Annotated in this window: 7 protein-coding genes; 4 read left to right on the top strand and 3 right to left on the bottom strand. The window is 63.5% G+C overall.

The window, feature by feature from the left end:
* Positions 1 to 97 precede the first annotated feature (97 nt).
* From ACUIAF_RS03275 to ACUIAF_RS03290, 4 genes are all read left to right on the top strand, one after another.
* Positions 98 to 3,649: an RCC1 domain-containing protein gene (locus ACUIAF_RS03275; protein ID WP_445339001.1), complete on the top strand. Its 3,552-nt coding sequence runs from the start codon at positions 98 to 100 to the stop codon at positions 3,647 to 3,649.
* A gap of 509 nt (positions 3,650 to 4,158) precedes the next feature.
* Positions 4,159 to 7,749, top strand: coding sequence for an RCC1 domain-containing protein (locus ACUIAF_RS03280; RefSeq protein ID WP_445339002.1), 3,591 nt, complete (start codon positions 4,159 to 4,161; stop codon positions 7,747 to 7,749).
* 506 nt (positions 7,750 to 8,255) lie between these two features.
* Complete coding sequence (locus ACUIAF_RS03285) at positions 8,256 to 11,834, top strand: RCC1 domain-containing protein (protein ID WP_445339003.1); 3,579 nt, start codon at positions 8,256 to 8,258, stop codon at positions 11,832 to 11,834.
* A 319-nt stretch (positions 11,835 to 12,153) separates the two neighbouring features.
* The gene (locus tag ACUIAF_RS03290) at positions 12,154 to 12,957 is read left to right on the top strand and encodes a Bax inhibitor-1/YccA family protein (protein ID WP_445339004.1); all 804 of its coding nucleotides are present in this window, start codon (positions 12,154 to 12,156) and stop codon (positions 12,955 to 12,957) included.
* Positions 12,958 to 13,008: 51 nt separating this feature from the next.
* Here ACUIAF_RS03290 and acnA read toward each other — a convergent pair whose 3' ends face one another.
* The 3 genes from acnA to ACUIAF_RS03305 form a co-directional block, all read right to left on the bottom strand.
* Positions 13,009 to 15,741, bottom strand: coding sequence for an aconitate hydratase AcnA (gene acnA / locus ACUIAF_RS03295; RefSeq protein WP_445339005.1), 2,733 nt, complete (start codon positions 15,739 to 15,741; stop codon positions 13,009 to 13,011).
* Between the two features lie 109 nt (positions 15,742 to 15,850).
* On the bottom strand, positions 15,851 to 18,349 hold the full coding sequence (locus tag ACUIAF_RS03300; protein WP_445339006.1) for an HAD-IC family P-type ATPase: 2,499 nt from the start codon (positions 18,347 to 18,349) through the stop codon (positions 15,851 to 15,853).
* Positions 18,333 to 18,977 (bottom strand): substrate-binding domain-containing protein, encoded by a 645-nt coding sequence (locus ACUIAF_RS03305; protein ID WP_015021638.1) that lies wholly within the window; start codon positions 18,975 to 18,977, stop codon positions 18,333 to 18,335. The genes ACUIAF_RS03300 and ACUIAF_RS03305 overlap by 17 nt, the downstream gene beginning before the upstream one ends.

The following is an 18,977-nucleotide window of genomic DNA, read 5'->3' on the forward strand; positions in this document are numbered from 1 at the left end:
TCTTGCGTTGAGCGATTGGCGGCTTTCCGACGTGGGGAACCTTATTCTGCAAGCGTTGTTTGCTCCGCTTGGTGTTTGGTGAAGGGGCTTTGGTTTCATGCGTCTGGGTGTCCGGCTGCATCGCATCCTGGTGATGATGATTGTCCTGTTGGGCCTGCTGGCGGGCCTGGGTGTCGCATCCGCCCAAGAGGATGCTCCCATCCCCTCCGGGGAAGGGGGTCTTCAGACCCCTCGCGTAGCTGACGGATCCTCCACCACGCTCCCCAGCAATGCAACAGACACGCCGCTTTCCTTGCCCTCACCAATACAAGCCACCACGCCACTAAGCCCCACGCCAGGCGCCCCGTCATCGGCGACGGGCACGCCGGACAGCACAGACCCCGCTCCGGCCAAATCAGCCGACAAGACAGAGGATCAGGCTTCACATACGGTGCACTTCGACCCGGCCGACGGCAGCAAGCCCACCCAGGCGAGCGTGAAAACCGGCACCCTCGCCACTCCCCCGCAACAGAATCCTCAGCGTCAAGGCTTCCTATTCGAGGGGTGGACGCTTGACGGCCGGCCCTTTGACTTCCGGACCCCCGTCCTCCAGGACATGACCTTGAAAGCCCAATGGTCGAAGGCCACGGACTGGACGCTGAGCCCGGACCACGGGCCCGCTTCCGGAACAGTCCTGACCATCAGCCCGCCCGACAGGCAGGAACCTCAATTCGCCGGCATCCAAGCCGCAGGAAACCAGATCCTCGGCCTGACCGGGGACGGACGCATCTACACATGGACGCAGGACGGCACACCCAAGCAGGTTCCCGCCCCCTTCCAGGCCGCCGACGGGTTCCGCTACCTGCAGGCCGCAGCCGGCAACCGATGGCAGGCCGCGCTCGGATCCGACCAGCGGATCTACACCTGGAACAGCCAGCAGTCGACGCCCGCCATCCTCGACACCGGCCAGGATGCCGGGTTCACCAGCATCAGCATCACCGATAATCGGCTCCTGACAGTGGACCGGCAGGGACAAATCCTCGTCTATCAGTCCAGGGATGCCGACAGCCAGGACCCGAACCCGAAACTCACACAGCAGGCCACAACCAGCCTGCCCGGAAAAGCGCAGGCCGTCACCGCTGTCGACTCCGGCAGACGGATCCTCATCGCGGACGCGGACGGACAAGCCTGGACCTGGGAGACGACTGATACCGGAAACGCCAAACCCGCACGCGTCAAGCAGAAGCCGGGCATGCGCATCGTCCAAGCACAAGCCCTCAACGAGGGGTTCCTCCTCCTGAATGAGAACGGGCAGGCCTGGTATCTCGCAGATGGCATGAGCAGCCCCACAGTCGCCGGCCTGCCCGACGGCACGCAGATCAGCAGAATCAACAGCAGCGGCGATCAGGCCACAGTCCTTGACAAAGACGGCCACGTATGGGCCTGGAAGCCCGGCAAGACACCTGTACGCGCGGACGACGGAAGCCAGCAGTACATGCAGGCCACCGCTGCCGGCAGCAGGATGATCGCCATCAGCAGGCAGGGCGGCTTGTTCGCGTGGAATCCAGATGCTCAAGACAAGCAAAACCAGCCAGACCGGCTCGACACCACCCAGGCTCCCATCCTGGAATCAGTCAGCCTGGACTGCCAGCCACTTAAACTCAGCAAACAGAACGGCACCTGGCAGACGGACGCCCCAGCCCACAAGCCAGGGCAAGCCACCATCACACTCGTCGGCAGGCAGGATGGCCAGCCCTTCACCAGAAGCCTCAAATACACGGTCGATCAAACCCTGACCAGAGAGGTCCGACAGGGCTCCGCCTATACGGTCCATTTCAATACGGGCGAAGGAGGCCCGACCCCCCAGGACCAGAGCATCCAGCCAGTCTACGGCAGGGTCCAGCGCCCCTCCCCCGACCCGACGCGCCAAGGCTACCAGTTCGACGGATGGTTCACCGGCATCACCGCCTACGACTTCAGCAAACCCGTCACCCAGAATCTCACCCTCACCGCCAAATGGACGCTTGTAGACCCCAACAACACGTGGAAGATCAACCCCGACAAGGGCAGCCAGGCGGGCCAGGAATCCACCACCATCACCCCGCCAGACATCAGCCGAGGCATCAGGTTCAGCCAGGCCAGTGGCGGAGGATACGTATATGCTGACCTGACGGGGTATTCGCTGGCTGTGGGCAGCGACGGGAACGCCTACGCCTGGGGCAACAACAAGTTCGGCCAGCTCGGCACCGGCACGACCGTCCAGCAGAACACGCCCGTCCCGGTGCCGAAGCCCGCAGGCGCGCCCACGGATTTCACCTACGTGCAGGTCGTTGCCGGAGGCTACCATTCCTTGTCCATCGGCAGCGACGGGTACGTGTACGCCTGGGGGCTCAACGACCACGGGCAGCTCGGCAACAACACCACATCCAATTCGTCGCTACCTGTGCGCGTGCACGGGCCAAACAACTCCAGCGAAGGGCTGAAAGCCATCCAAGTCGCCGCAGGAGCCTGGAACTCCATGGCATTGGGTGCCGACGGCACCGTATACACCTGGGGCGGCATATCCAAAGGAGGCGGCTATGACTGCTTCAGCCCGCAGAACGTGCCCATGACGGTCAAGGACCCTTCGGATGCGAGCGACGTCCTCCACGCCGTGCAGATCAGCACCAGCTGGTCCTTCGACATGGCCCTCGGCCAGGACGGGTACGTGTACACCTGGGGCTACAACACCCATGGCCAGATCGGCAAGAACACCAGCGACAATAGTTTCCACCTCACGCCCAGCCGTGTGTTCGCCTCCAACAAGTCCACGGCTGCTGCGGGCCCCTGGCTGAAGGCCGTCCAAGTGAGCGCCGGCGGATGGTTCGCATTAGCTATCGGCGAGGATGGCAACACATGGGCATGGGGCTACAATCAGTACGGTTCGCTCGGCAACGGCTACAGCAGCACAGATGCAGACACGAATTACGTCCCCCAAAAGGTGCGATACCCCGCGAATGCGGGCGCAGTGGCAGCCGTGCAGGTGAGCGCAGGAGTTTACCATTCATTGGCCGTCGACACGGACGGGAACACCTGGGCATGGGGATGGAACAGCTATGGTAAGCTCGGCGACAATACCACCAGTGACCGGTATTCCCCGGTGAAGGTGTTTGCCTCCGCGCAGTCCACGAACTCGGCCGGACCCTGGCTGAATGCCCTGCAAGTCAGCACAGGATGGCAGCATTCACTGGCGATTGGCACGGACGGAGTCGCCTACGCCTGGGGACAGAACTGGTATGGTCAGCTCGGCAATCCCAATGCAGGAAGGCAGAGTCTTGTTCCTTCACCGGTGTCGTTCAACCTGCAGCCGGTGATCACCGGCGTCACCTTCGACACCAGCCCCGGCACGAATCTGATCCGCGGCGATGGCAGCAGCGTCAGCGTGACCACGCCCGCACACCTGCCGGGCACAGTCACAGTCAGCGTTAAATACACAACGGGCGGCGCGGGAAATACCCTGACCGACACTTCCCTCAAATACACGTACATGCCCGCAGGAGTCCTCCCCAAGGCCGGAGGGGAAGGCATCCTGCTGGTCCTGGCCACCGGTATGACCGGCATGGGCGGGATCCTGGCATCCCGCCGCCACCGGAGGGAAACACGCCAACTGTCACAAGCTTCGCACGAGTAGGACGGGCCGGGCGGCGTATCAATCCCCCCGCCCCCGACCCATGTAGGGGGGGGGGGGGGGAGCAGGGAGAAACGTGTCATTTAAGTAAGGCTCAACCCCAAGAAAGCCGACACCCCTCCCGCGACCCCACCACACTTCTGCCTGTGAGGATACAGGCAAACCTCTCTTGTTGCCGCCCAGGAAGGGAGATGAACACAGAAGAGTCGACCATAGAGTTTGCAAAGTTTGCAACTCGAGCCGGCCCGGACGCTGTCCGTGCTCCCGTTCTCAAATAACGCTGTCAACAACGACTCTCCTTGACCGAGAGGATCACTGCGCCAAGCAACTGCCTCTGGTTCGTGTGTTGTCTACTGACCGGGTGGTAGGGTGAAAAACAGGGGATGTCGAGAAGACAGCTGGCTTCCACCCCGATTCCTGTAATCCGATGCAGGGCTGGCGCTGGCAGGTAGAATTTCAAATGATGAGCGGTATTGATTCCGCTTGGTGTTTGGTGAAGGGGTTTTGGTTTCATGCATCTGGTTATCCGTCTGCGTCGCGCGTTGGCGATGATGATCGTCCTGCTGGGCCTGCTGGCAGGCCTGGGCGTCGCATCCGCCCAGGCGGACGCTCCCATACTCACCGGGGGGGGGGGGGGTCGTCAGACCCCTCGCGTAGCTGAGCAAACCCCCGCCACTGTCCCCGGCAACGCATCAAATATCCCACTTTCCTCGCCATCGCCGATACAAGCCACCCCGCCATTAAGCCCAGCAACGCCAAACCCGCACACCCCGTCACCGCCGACGGGAACACCTGAGGGCACAGGCTCCGCTCCGGCCAAGCCAACAAAGAAGACGGCTGATCGCGCCACGCACACGGTGCGTTTCAACCCCGCCGACGGCAGCAAGCCCACACAGGAGACCGTGAAGACCGGCACCCTCGCCACTCCCCCACAACACAACCCGCAACGTGATGGCTTCCGGTTCGACGGATGGACGCTCGACGGCCAGCCCTACGACTTCCAGACCCCCATCCTGCAGGACACGACCCTGAAAGCCCAGTGGTCGAAGACCACGAACTGGACGCTGAGCCCGGAGCACGGGCCCGCCACCGGCACCCTGCTGACCATCATCCCGCCCGACAGGCAGGAACCCTACTACACGAGCATCCGCACAGCAGGAGACCAAACCGTCGGCGTGACCGGCGACGGCCGCATAAACACATGGACGAAAGACGGCACAACAACACAGGTGCCCTTCCCGGCCCAGGCTCCCGACGGGTTCCGCTACCTGCAGGCCGCGGCAGGCAGCCGCCGGCAGGCCGCAATCGGATCCGACCGGCACATCTACACCTGGGCCAGCCAACAACCCGCGCCCACGCTCCTGGACACCGGACAGGATGCCGGGTTCACCAGCATCAGCATCAACAATGACCTGCTCCTGGCCGTGGACCGGCAGGGACAGATCCACGCCTACCAGGCCGAACAGGCCGACAGCCAAAACCCGAACCCGAAACCCGCAGCACAGGAAACAATCAGCCTGCCCGAACCGGGGCAGGCCGTCCTCGCCGTCGCATCCGGCAGCCGGATCCTCATCGTGGACACAGACGGGCAGGCCTGGACCCGGGAGACAAGCAACACCGGAAAAGCCAGACCGGAACCCATCAAACAGGAACCAGGCACACGCACCGTCCAGGCCCAGGCCCTCAACCAGGGGTTCCTCCTCCTGGACGCAGACGGGCAGGCCCGGTACCTGGACGACAACACAGGCAGTTCCGCAGCCCTCGGTCTGCCCGAAAACAGAAAAGCCAGCCGTATCGCCACCAACAAGGACCAGGCCATCATCACCAGCACGGACGGCCGCATCTGGACCTGGAAGCCCGGCGCAACAGCCATCCGGGCAGACAACGGGGAACAACCCTACACACAGGCCGCCGCTGCCGGCAGCAGCATCACCGCCATTAATCGACAGGGCGACATGTTCACGTGGAGCCTGGACGCTCAAAACAATCCGGGCAAGCCAGCCAGAACCGACAATGCCACCGGACCCACCCTGGAATCAGCCAGCATGGACAGCCAAACATTGACACTCAGCAGGAAAGACCGCTCCTGGCAGACGGAAATCCCCGCCCGCAAGCCCGGACCAGCCATCATCACACTCGCCGGCAGGCAGGACGGCCAACCCTTCACCAGGAGCCTCAGCTACACCGTCGACCAGACACTGACCAGAGACACCCAGCAAAGCGCCACTTACAAAGTCACTTTTAATGCGGACGGAGGAAACCCCGAACCAGCAGATCAGAATTTCTCCACCCCAAACAGCAGAGTCAAACGCCCCTCCCCCGACCCGACACGAGAAGGCTACCAGTTCGACGGATGGTTCACCGACAAAATCGCCTACGACTTCAGCAGACCCGTCACCGAAAACCTCACCCTCACCGCCAAATGGACCTTCCAAGACCCCAACAACACGTGGAGCATCAGCCCCGATAAGGGCAGCCAGCTGGGCAACGAGTCCACCATCATCACCCCGCCTGACATCACCAGGCGAAACATCAGGTTCAGCCAAGTCAGCGGATCAAAAAACGACAGTAGTACTACCTATGGCTTTTCCTTGGCCGTGGGCAGCGACGGGAACGCCTACGCATGGGGAGACAACAGGTATGGCCAGCTCGGCGACGGAACGACCACCGAGCGGCATACGCCGGTCAGGGTGAGGACACCTGACCGCGAGACGTATCCGGACCTGCCTGCAGATTTCACCTACGTGCAGGTTAGCGCCGGAAGCTATTACTCGTTGGCCTTGGGCAGTGACGGATACGTGTACGCCTGGGGATACAACCACTATGGCCAACTCGGCAACAAGACCAAGTCCGATTCATCAAAACCAATACGCGTGCGCGACCCCGCCAACCCCGAGGACGCAAACAAAGGACTGCAAGCCACACAGGTGAGCGCCGGATACTCTCATTCGCTAGCCGTGGGCAGCGACGGATACGCCTACGCCTGGGGATACAACGAATATGGCAAGCTTGGCAACAACACCAGCGACGATTTGTCTGATGTTCCCGTGCACGTGCGCGACCCCGCTGACGTAAGCAAAGGGCTGAAAGCCACCCAGGTGAGCGCCGGATGGCGGCATTCGCTGGCCATCGGGACTGACGGATACGCCTACGCCTGGGGATACAACAAAAATGGCCAGCTCGGCAACGGGAAGACCAGCAGCACTAACGCGAATCCTGTTCCTGTGCACGTGCGCGACCCCGCCAACCCTGATGACGAGAGCAAAGGACTGCAAGCCACACAGGTGAGCGCCGGATACTCTCATTCGCTAGCCGTGGGCAACGATGGATACGCCTACGCCTGGGGATTCGACTACTGCGGCCAACTCGGAAATAACAGCACAACGGATTCGACTGTTCCTGTGCACGTGCGCGACCCCGCCAACCCTGATGACGAGAGCAAAGGACTGCAAGCCACACAGGTGGACGGTGGATACGAGCATTCATTGGCCCTGGGCAGCGACGGATACGCCTACGCCTGGGGAGAGAACGATAAGGGCCAGCTCGGGAACAATACAACCAGCGGCTACTATTACCCTGTAAAGGTGCTCGCCTCCGAACAGTCCACAAGCAAGGCCGGCCCCTGGCTGCACGCCGTGCGAATAATCGCCGGTGACCAGCATTCGCTGGCCATCGACACGGACGGGAACACCAAAGCATGGGGACGCAACGACTCTGGTCGACTCGGCGACGGCACCACAAACAACAAATCGGCTCCTGTGCCGGTGGTGTTTAACCTGCAGCTGGTGATCACCGGCGTCAGATTCGACCAGACCCCCGTATCAGGCCTGACACGCGGAGATAGCGGCAGCGTCACCGTGCTCACGCCCGAACACCTACCGGGCACAGTCACGGTCAGCGTCGACTACACATTGGTAGGCGCAGCCCAAAAGCCGGACACCTCCCTCAGATACACGTACCTGCCTGCAGGCACTCTTCCTGAGGCGGGCGGGGAAGGCATCCTGCTCGCCCTGGCCGCAGGCACAATGGGCATAGGCGGGGTGTTGGCATCACGCCGCCATAGGAGAGAACAACACCATCTGCTTCACGCTTCGCACGAGTAAGAGCGGCCGGGCGGCGTCCCCCCGCCACCGGCCCGCCTAGGGGGAGCAGGGAGACCAGTGTCAATCAAGGCTCAACCCCAAGAGAGCCGACACTTCCTCCCGCGCCCCCACCACACTTCTGTAGGCAGAAGCCGAGGGCAGGCATGCACTCCCCCCCCCCTAAGAAAGAAGCAAACTCCAGCTCAGCTAGTCGAGAGACGTGTAAACTCCCAGCCAGGCCGGCCACTGTTCATTTCCCTACAAACTCGTAGTTGCTATAAGCAACCGCCCTTACTCGAGCATCAAGTTCAATATCGACGGGCAACTGGGCTATCGTGTGAGTGCTATCTGCTGGATGAGTGGTAGGGTAAAAATCGGGGTGATGGACAGACAGCTAGCTTTCGCCACGGTTCCTGCAATCGAATGCAAGACTGGTGTTGAAAGGCAGAACTGCTTTCCGGTAGACAAGACGTTTGGTGGCAAGCGGCATTGGCTCCGCTTGGTGTTGATGAAGGGGTTTACGAGTTATGCATGTGGTTTCCCAACTGCGTCGCACGTTGGCGATGATGGTCGTCCTGCTGGGCCTGCTGGCAGGCCTGGGAGTCACATCCGCCCAGGCGGACGCTCCCATACTCACCGGGGGGGGGGGTCGTCAGACCCCTCACGTAGCTAACCAAACCCCCGGCACCCTCCCCAGCAACGCAACCAACGCCCAACTGCCATCACCCTCACCAATACAAACCTCCACGCCATTAAACCCAACAGCAAGCCCAAGCACCTCGTCATCGACGACAACACCTAGCAACACGGACACCACACCGACTCAATCAGCCGAAAAGACAGATAATCAGACTTCGCACACAGTGCGCTTCGACCCCGACGACGGCAGTAAGCCAACACAGTCAACCGTGAAAACCGGCACCTTCGCCGCTCCCCCGCAACAGAATCCACAACGTGAAGGCTTCCGGTTCGACGGATGGACTCATGATGGCCAGTCTTTCGACTTCCAGACCCCCATCCTTCAGGACATGACCCTGAAAGCCAAGTGGACCAAGACCACGGACTGGACGCTGAGCCCGGACCACGGGCCCGCCTCCGGCACCCGGCTGACCATCAGCCCACCAAGCAGACAGGAACCCTATTACGCCAGCATCCACACCATTGGAAACCAGACTGTCGGCCTGACCGGCGACGGCCACATCTACACATGGGCGCAAGACAGCACAACAGAACAGGTTTCTCTCCCCGCCCATGCTGCTGATGGGTTCCACTACCTGCAAGCAGCAGCCGGCAACCGATCGCAGGCCGCATTGGGAACCGACCAGCACATCTACACTTGGACCAGCCAACAGGCCATTCCCACCATCCTCGACACCGGCCCGAACACCAAGTTCACCAGCATCAGCATGGACAATGACCGGCTGCTGGCCGTGGACCAGCAGGGACAGGTCCACGCCTATCAGACCAGCCAGGCCGACAGCCAAAACACAAAACCGACAGAACAAGCCACAACCAGCCTGCCCGGACAAGCGCAGGCCATCACCGTCGCCGCCTCCGACAGCCAGGCTCTCATCGCGGACGCGGACGGGCACGCCTGGACATGGAATACGACCATTGAGAACTCCAAGCCCGAACGAGTCAAACAGGATCCGGGCATGCGCACCGTCCAAGCCCAAGCCCTCAACCAAGGGTTCCTTATTTTGGACGCGAAAGGACAGGCCTGGTACCTGGCCGACAACACTACCGCCGTGATCCAGATCAGTCTGCCGGACAGCGCGCAGGTCAGCCGGATCACCGCCAACAAAGACCAGGCCATGATTGTCGACGAGAACGGCCACATCTGGGCCTGGAAACCCGGCAAAACACCCGCCAGCGCAGACAACGGAAAGCACCACTACACGCAGGCCGCAAGCATAGGCAACAGCATCATCGCCGTGGACAAGCAGGGCGGCGTGTTCACCTGGAATCTGGGCGAGCAGGACCAGCCCGGCCAACCAGCAAGAATCAACACCGCACAGGCGCCCATCCTGGAATCAGCCAGCATGGACGGCCAGTCGCTGAAACTCAGCAAGAAAGACGATTTATGGCACGCGGAGATTCCCACCCGCCAGCCTGGGCAAACCGCCATTCTCATCGCCGGCAAACAAGACGAGCAGCCCTTCACCAGAGACCTCAAATACACCGTCGACCAGACCCTGACCAGAGATGCCAGCCCAAAGGCCGGCCACTCCGTCAGCTTCAACGCGACAGGAGGAGACCCGACCCCAGATCCGCAGCAGATTCTCTACCCTTACGGCAGAGTCAAGCGCCCCACTCCCAACCCGACGCGCGAAGGCTACCAGTTCGACGGATGGTTTATCGACAACATTGCCTACGACTTCAGCAAACCCGTCACCAAGGACCTCATTCTCACCGCCCACTGGACGTCAGGCACATGGACCATCAACCCCGACAAGGGCAGCCAGCTCGGCGAGCAGACAACCACTATCACCCCGCCACCCGGCCAAGGCATAAAATTCAGCCAGATCAGCGGAGGAAAAGACTATAACACTGGCTTTTCCTTGGCTGTAGGCAGCGACGGAAACGCATATGCCTGGGGAGACAACACGTTTGGCCAGCTCGGCGACGGAACAACCATTCAACGGACCACACCGGTCATGGTGAAGAAGCCTGATCACAAGACGTATCCGGATCTGCCAGCGGATTTCACCTACGTGCAGGTCAGCGCTGGAGGCCAACACTCGCTGGCCGTGGGCAGCGACGGATACGCATACGCATGGGGACACAACGACTCTGACCAGCTCGGCAACAACACCAGCGACAACCATTCGTCTATCCCTGTGCGCGTGCTCGATCCCGACAGCCCAACTAATACGAGCAAAGGACTGAAAGCCACACAAGTCAGCGCCGGATACAATTATTCGCTAGCCATGGATAGCGACGGATACGCATACGCATGGGGACACAACGGGTTTGGCCAGCTCGGCAACGACAGCATCCCCATGGGGCAATTTAATAGTAACGCCAAGTGTCTTGTCCCTGTGCGCGTGCGCGATCCCGACAGCCCAACTGATACGAGCAAAGGACTGAAAGCCACACAAGTCAGCGCCGGATACGATCATTCGCTAGCCACGGGTAACAACGGGAACACGTACGCCTGGGGAGACAACAAGTATGGCCAGCTCGGCGACGGGACAACCATTCAACGGGCCACGCCCGTCATGGCGAAGATACCTGATCAGAAGACGTATGCGGACCTGCCCGGGAATTTCACTTACGTGCAGGTGAGCGCCGGAGGCGATCATTCGCTGGCCGTGGGCAGCGACGGGCACGCCTACGCATGGGGATACAACTACTATGGCCAGCTCGGCAGCAACACCAGCGACAACCATTCGTCTATCCCTGTGCGCGTGCGCGATCCCGACAGCCCAACTGATACGAGCAAAGGACTGAAAGCCACACAAGTCAGCGGTGGACAAGAGCATTCGCTAGCCGTGGGCAGCAACGGGCACGCCTACGCATGGGGATTAAACAGCTATGGTCAGCTCGGCGACAACACCAGAAACAATCGGACAATCCCCGTGAAAGTGTTCGCCTCCAATCAGTCCACAAGCTCGGCCGATCATCGGCTAAATGCCGTACTAATGAGTGGCGGTTGGCGGCATTCGCTGGCGATCAGCACGGACGGAAACGCCAACACATGGGGAGAAAACCGGTATGGCCAGCTCGGCGACGACTCCAGAAACGACTCGAACGTTCCTGTGTCGGTGGTGTTCAATCTGACGCCGGTGATCGTCGGTGTCAGATTCGACATCAGCTCCGGCGCGAACCTGACCAGTAGCGATGGCAGCAGCGTAAGCGTGCTCACGCCTGCACACCAGCCGGGCACAGTCACGGTCAGCGTCGACTACACGATAGGCGGCGCAGCACAACAGCCGGACGCCTCCCTCAAATACACGTACCTGCCTGCAGGCGTGCTCCCCCAAGCCGGCGGGGAAGGCATCCTGCTCGCCCTGGCTACGGGCATGACCGGAATGGGCGGGGTCCTGGCCTCACGCCGCCACCGGAGAGAACAGCACCAGCTGCTTTACGCTTCGCACGAGTAAGAAAGGTCGGAGGCGTATCAATCCCCCTGCCCCCGGCCTATACAGGGGGAGCAGGGAGGAAAAGTGTCGCTTAAGGCTCAAACCCCAAGAGAGCCGGCACCCCTTCCCGCGCCCCCACCACACTCCATCCATCCCGCCAAGGATGGACGGCCCATAAGGACAGCGGGCAACCCACCATAGCGGGATGTGGGCATGCAACCACCCCGGCCATTCCCACCTGATTCCAGCCAGAGCAAACACCCTTTATACCGCCAAACCGGCCATGTAGACTTGAATAAGACGACCATCCCGCCACAGGCGGGAAGACAAGGAGGAGCAGATGGCTTTCAACGGGAATCCGCGGCCGCAGGCCCCATACGGTCAGTACGCGCAGCAGCCGATGCCGACCATGCGGGGCGGTGAGCCCTACGGCATGGGCGCGCCCATCGACACCAACGCGGCATACAGCTTTGAAAAGGCGGAACGGGTCTCCATGTCCCGCGCCTATGCGGAGATGGCCGTCGGCCTGCTGGTCACCGCCCTGACGGCCTACCTGACTGCCCGCACCGGTCTGCTCCTGGCCTTCATGCAGGCCACGGGCGCGCTTGGCTGGATCGGCATGGCCGTGGTCCAGGTGGCCTTCGCCATGATTCTGAGCGTCCGGGTCATGCGCATGCGCACCTCCACCGCCCGGGTCATGTTCTATCTCTATGCGACCCTGATGGGCTTCACCCTGAGCACCATCTTCATAACCTACTCACTGCCGTCCATCATGCTGACCCTGGTGATCAGCGCAGGCTTCTTCTTCGTACTCAGCATGCTGGGGCTGACCACGCGGCGCAACATGCTGGGCATGGGATCCATCTTCATGGCCGGCCTGCTCATGCTGATCCTGGTCCAGGTGGTCATGCTCTTCCTGGCCCCCTCCAACACGGCCCTGCGCGTGGTCTCGGCAATCGGCATCATCCTCTTTGCCGGGCTCACCATGTATGACGCCCAGCAGACCAGGGTCATCTTCGCCACCTATCGCAGCCAGGGGCCGGAGGCCATCAAGCGGGTCTCCATCCTCTGCGCCCTCAACCTCTACCTGGACTTCGTCAACCTCTTCCTCTACATCCTGAATCTGGTCGGCGATCGCAACTGACAAAAAAGAAAATCCCCGCCCCTGGCATTGGGGGCGGGGATTTTTGTATCTTCAGGCCTCCTGATCGGCCCTGGCCAGCAGACCACGCAGCACATACTGCAGGATGCCACCGTTGCGGTAGTACTCAGCCTCGCCAGGGGTGTCAATGCGCACCTTGGCTGCAAACTCCACCATGCTGCCGTCGGGCCGCTGGGCCCGCACCTGAACCTGCTCGGGCAGGGAGCTGTTCAGGGCATCAACGCCGATCAGGTCATAGGTCTCCTGGCCGTCCAGACCCAGGCTCTGGGCCGACTGACCCGCTGGGAACTCGAGCGGCAGCACGCCCATGCCGATCAGGTTGCTGCGGTGGATGCGCTCGAAGGACCTGGCGATGACGGCCCGCACGCCCAGCATCCGGGTGCCCTTGGCCGCCCAGTCCCTGGAGGAGCCCGTGCCGTACTCGCTGCCGGCCAGCACCACCAGGGGCGTGCCCTGCCTGGCGTAGTCCTGCGCCGCCTCGAAGATGGTCGTCTCCTGGCCGTTCAGGAAGTCGTAGGTGAACCCTCCCGGGCGCACATCCAACCCCGCCGAGGCCAGCAGCTGGTTGCGCAGGCGGATGTTGCCGAAGGTGCCCCGGACCATGACCTCGTGGTTGCCGCGCCGGGAGCCATAGGAGTTGAAGTCCCTGGGGGCTATGCCGTGCTCCTGCAGGTAGCGGCCTGCCGGCGCGTCGGCCTTGATGGCCCCTGCGGGCGAGATGTGGTCGGTGGTGACCGAATCCCCCAGCAGGGCCAGCACCCGGGCCCCGTGAATGTCCTCCAGGGGGTCGGGCTGGGCCTTCATGCCGTCGAAGAAGGTCTGGCGGCGGATGTAGGTGGAATCCTGATCCCAGTGGAAGAGCCCGCCCTCCGGCACCTCCAGCTTCCGCCAGCGCTCGTCCCCGCCGAAGACGTCCGCATAGTCGCGCAGGTACATGTCCCGGTCCAGGGCGGTGCCCACCACGGACTCGATGGCCTCCTGGGAGGGCCAGATGTCCGCCAGCATGACCGGCTTGCCCTGGCTGTCCCGGCCCAGGGGGTCGCGCCAGGGGTCGAAGTCCATGGTGCCGGCCAGGGCGTAGGCCACCACCAGGGGCGGCGAGGCCAGGTAGTTCATCTTCACGTCCGGGCTGATGCGCCCCTCGAAGTTCCTGTTGCCCGAGAGCACGGCCGTCACCGTCAGGTCATGATCGGCGATGGCCTGGTGGATGGCCGGGTCCAGGGGGCCGGAGTTGCCGATGCAGGTGGTGCAGCCGTAGCCGACCAGCTCGAAGCCCAGGGCGTCCAGGTCCTTGCTCAGGCCGGTCCGGTTCAGATAATCCGTCACCACCTGGGAGCCTGGCGCCAGCGAGGTCTTGACCCAGGGCTTGGGTTTGAGTCCCCGGGCGCGCGCCTGGCGGGCCAGCAGACCGGCGGCCACCATGACCGAGGGGTTGGAGGTGTTGGTGCATGAGGTGATAGCCGCGATGACCACATCCCCGTCCCGCAGGCTGAACTCGCTGCCGTCGGCCTTCCTGACCGGCACGGCCTGGCCGTCTGCGTCCCTGTCCTGGTCGCTGTAATCCTTCAGGTCCCGATGGAAGGTCTTCTGGGCCTGGTCCAGCAGGATGCGGTCCTGGGGCCTCCGGGGGCCGGCAATGGACGGACGCACCGTGGACAGGTCCAGCTCCAGCACCTGGGAATACTCGGGCTCGGGGCAGTCGGCATCCTCCGGGTCCATCCACAGGCCGTTGGCCTTCGCATAGGCCTCCACCAGGCGCACATGGTCGTCGCTGCGGCCGGTCAGACGCAGGTAGTCCAGGGTGATTCGGTCGATGGGGAAGATGGCGCAGGTGGAGCCGAACTCGGGACTCATGTTGCCCAGGGTGGCCCGGTTGGCCAGGGGGACCTGGGCCAGGCCCTTGCCATGGAACTCCACGAACCGGCCCACCACGCCCACCTCGCGCAGCATCTGGGTCACGGTCAGCACCACGTCGGTGGCGGTGACCCCCTCGGGAATGGATCCGGTCAGCTTGAAGCCCAGGACCTGGGGCACCAGCATGGAGATGGGCTGGCCCAGCATGGCCGCCTCGGCCTCGATGCCGCCCACGCCCCAGCCCAGCACGCCCAGGCCGTTGACCATGGTGGTGTGGGAGTCGGTGCCCACGCAGGAGTCCGGGTAGACCAGGGCCGGCCCCTCCCCTTGGGTCCTGTCCCTGCGCATGACCACCTGGGCCAGGTACTCCAGGTTGACCTGGTGGATGATGCCGGTGCCCGGGGGCACCACGCGGAAGTTCTGGAAGGCCTGCTGGCTCCAGCGCAGGAAGCGGTAGCGCTCACTGTTGCGCTGGTATTCCATGTCCATGTTGTGTTCCATGGCGCCGGGCACGCCCGAGCTGTCCACCTGGACGGAGTGGTCGATGACCATCTGCGCGGGGATGAGCGGGTTGACCAGGGAGGGGTCGTCGCCCAAGGCCTTGACGGCGTCGCGCATGGTGGCCAGGTCGACCATGCAGGGCACGCCGGTGAAGTCCTGCATGAGCACCCGGGCGGGGCTGAACTGGATCTCCCTGTCGGGCTGGGCCTTGGGGTCCCAGTCCAGAAGCTGGTCCAGCTGGTCCCGTGTCACCGTGGTCCCGTTCTGGTGCCGCAGCAGATTCTCTGCCAGGATGCGCAGGCTGTAGGGCAGGTGGTCGATTCCCGGCAGGTCGCTGATCCGGTAGTATTCGAACTCCTCGGAGCCCACCTTGAGCTTGGAACGAACGGCATCTTGTGCGGATTCTGACATGCACCACCCCTTCCTTGGACGCTCAGGCACTGCCCTTGCGCCCATGTGGACCGGCGGCGGGAGGACCCCAGGCCGTCAGTGACGCTATCTGTGCTTGTGAGGTTCATTCTTAGCGCCTATGTGTTACCTGGCCTATGTAACGTGCGCATGCCGGATAGCCCAGGACAGCCAGGACCATGAGCAGGGCTCCCACCAGGGCGAAGGCCACGGTGGCGGCCAGGGCCGGACCGGTGGGCAGGCTGATGGCGAAGAACCGCGCCACCATGGGGATCAGGGCCCCGATCACCCCGGCTGCGGCGAAGCAGAGGACCAGCAGCCCCCTCCAGGAGCGCAAGGGCCGGGCCACCTGGGTCAGGACCAGCACGCCCATGCAGAAGAGGACGATGGCGCAGACCGAACGCCAGCGCCCCAGATCGCCGGGCCGGGCCAGGTCCAGTCCCAGCAGGCCGGGCAGGCTCCAGGCCGCCGCCAGCACAATCAAAGCCGTGGCGATGCCCGAGGGCAGGGCGAAGGCGACCACCCGCTTGAGGAAGCCGGGCCGGTAGCGCCTGGTGTTGGGAGCCAGCGCCAGGAAGAAGGCCGGCGTGCCGATGGTCAGGGCGCCGATGTAGGTGATGTGCCGGGGCAGGTAGGGGAAGGGGATGCCGGTCAGGACCACGCCCAGGGAGATCAGGGCCGAGTAGACGGTCTTGACCAGGAAGAGGCCGGCCACACGCTCCATGTTGGCCATGACCTGCCGGCCACGGGCCACCACGTCGGGCAGGTGGGAGAAGCGCGAATCCACCAGGACCAGCTGGGCCACGGCCTTGGTGGCGGCCGCCGCATTGCCCATGGCGATGCCCAGGTCCGCCTCCTTCAGGGCCAGGGAGTCGTTGACCCCGTCGCCGGTCATGGCCACCGTGTGACCCTTCAGATGCAGGGCCTGGACGATGGCCTTCTTCTGGTCGGGCAGGACCCGGCCCAGCACGTCCACGTCCTCCAACACCTCGGCCAGGGCTGCCGTGTCCTTGGGCAGCTGCCGGGCATCCATGGCCCGGGGCGCCCGGTCGCCGGTCAGGCCCACCTTGGTGGCGATGGCCGCCACCGTGGCCGGGTTGTCGCCCGAAATGACCCGGCAGCGCACGCCCTGCTGGCGGAACCAGGCCAGGGTCTCGGCAGCGTCGTCGCGGATGTGCTCCGAGCAGGTGATCAGGGCCAGGGGCTTCAGGTTCCCGGGCAGGTCGGGACTGCTGGTGAAGTAGTCGGGCCGGTCGGTGCCCGGGTACCCGCCGGGGGCGGCCAGCATCAGCACCCGGTAGCCGCGGTCGGCCAGGTCGGCCACCTGCTGGTCCACCTGGGGCCAGCTGCCCGCCTGGGGTGCCAGGAGCACCTCCGGGGCACCGAAGTACCAGATTCTGCCGGACTGGTCGGCCACGGCGCTCCACTTGCGGGCCGAGGAGAAGGGCAGGCGGCTGACGGCCCTGCCCGGGCGCAGGTCGTCCATCCCCTTGAGGATGGCCCGGCCGGTGGCGTTGGGGCTCTCCTCCGCGCAGACGTCCACCAGGGCCTGCCGCAGCTGCTGGGCCGGCAGATCCTCGGCCAACGGGTGCAGGTCGTCGTAGACGATGCCCCCGTCGGTGATGGTGCCGGTCTTGTCCAGGTTCAGGGCATCCACCCGGGCCAGGGTCTCCACGGACTCCATCTGCTGGACCAACGTTTGATGCCGGGCCAGGCGGATGGCGGCCAGGGCGAAGTTCAAGGAGGTCAGCAGGACCAGACCCTCGGGGATCATGCCCACGACCCCGGCCACGGCGGACACCACGGCCTGCCGCCAGGCTCCGGTGGCCAGGGCCGTCTGGAAGCCGCCCACGGTCCGCATCTGGGTGAAGATGAGCAGCAGGCAGAGGGGAATGACCACTATGGTCATGACCTTGAGGATGGTGTTGATGCCCTCGTTCAGGTCGGAGTGGACCTTCTTGTAGACCTTGGCCTTGGCCGTCAGCGTGGCGGCGTAGGAGTCGGCGCCCACGGCGGTCACCTGGGCCAGGGCCATGCCCGAGATGGCCGTGGAGCCCGAGTAGACCTGGTCCCCCGGCTTGTGCTTGACCGTGCGCGATTCGCCGGTCAACATGGACTCGTCCAGCTCCAGACCGTAGGTGTCGATGATCTGCGCGTCGGCGGGCACCTGGTCCCCGGAGCGGATCCAGAGCAGATCCCCCTTGACGATGGCATCGTGGGGCACGGTCAGGTTGCGCCCATCCCTGCGCACCGTATAGTCGGAGGCCACCAGGATGGACAGCCCGTCCAGGGTGTGCTTGGCCTTGAGCTCGGTGGCCACGCCGATGCCGGTGTTGATGATGATGATCAGGCCGAAGACCGCGTCCTTCCACTGGCCGGTCAGCAGGACCACCACCATGGCGGTCAGGATGATCCCGTTGAAGAGGGTGAAGACGTTGTCGCGGATGATCTGGCCCAGGCTACGTGAAGTTTGGTCCTGGGAGACGTTGACCAGGCCTTGGGACTTCAGCTGCTCCACCTCCCGGGAGCTCAGCCCCGGCCGGTCGGTCTCCGGAAAGCCTGTGTCCGCCGTTGTGCCCATAGTCGGCTCTTGATCACTGCCTGTGCTCATCCTCGGCCCCCTCTCGGTCGGCGCTCAGGCGCACGGCCATGATCCTTGCATGCGGTCCGTCGTCCACAATGGTCTGCAGGGCGTCGGCCAGCAAGGGCGCATGTGGATTCCCGGCAGGATCCACCGGGTGGACCGTAGCCGCATAGTAGAGCCTACCTGGGTCAGGGGTCCAAGCCTTGGCGCTTTGAGCGAACTCTACCACAGGGATGCCCGCCTTCCGGGCCGCCTTCAAGGCAGGGGCCCAGTCGCCGGCTCCGGGTCGGCGAATCAGAATCAGACTGACCCCGCGGTTGATGGCATCCTGCACCCCATCCTGTTGATCGCTGGTGGAATGCGCTGAAGAAAAATAACCCTTCATGCGCTGCGCCTGCAACGAGGCCAGGATACGGCTGTCAAGACCGGTATCCGAATCCTTGTCATCCTTCTGCGGGCATCCAATCAAAGCCACGAGCGTGTCGGAGCGATCCACGCCATCATGAGGCACGGTGCCCTCATGCCAGGAGTCGCCCACGGCCCTGTCCTTGGGGGCGCAGCCGGTCAGCATGGGCAGGCCTGCCAGCAGAGCGACCGCCAGCAGTAGACCCGCCAGCCGCCTGACCACTGCCACGATCCGCCCGGCGCGGCTCAT

It is taken from the genome of Bifidobacterium sp. ESL0822, from assembly GCF_052606675.1.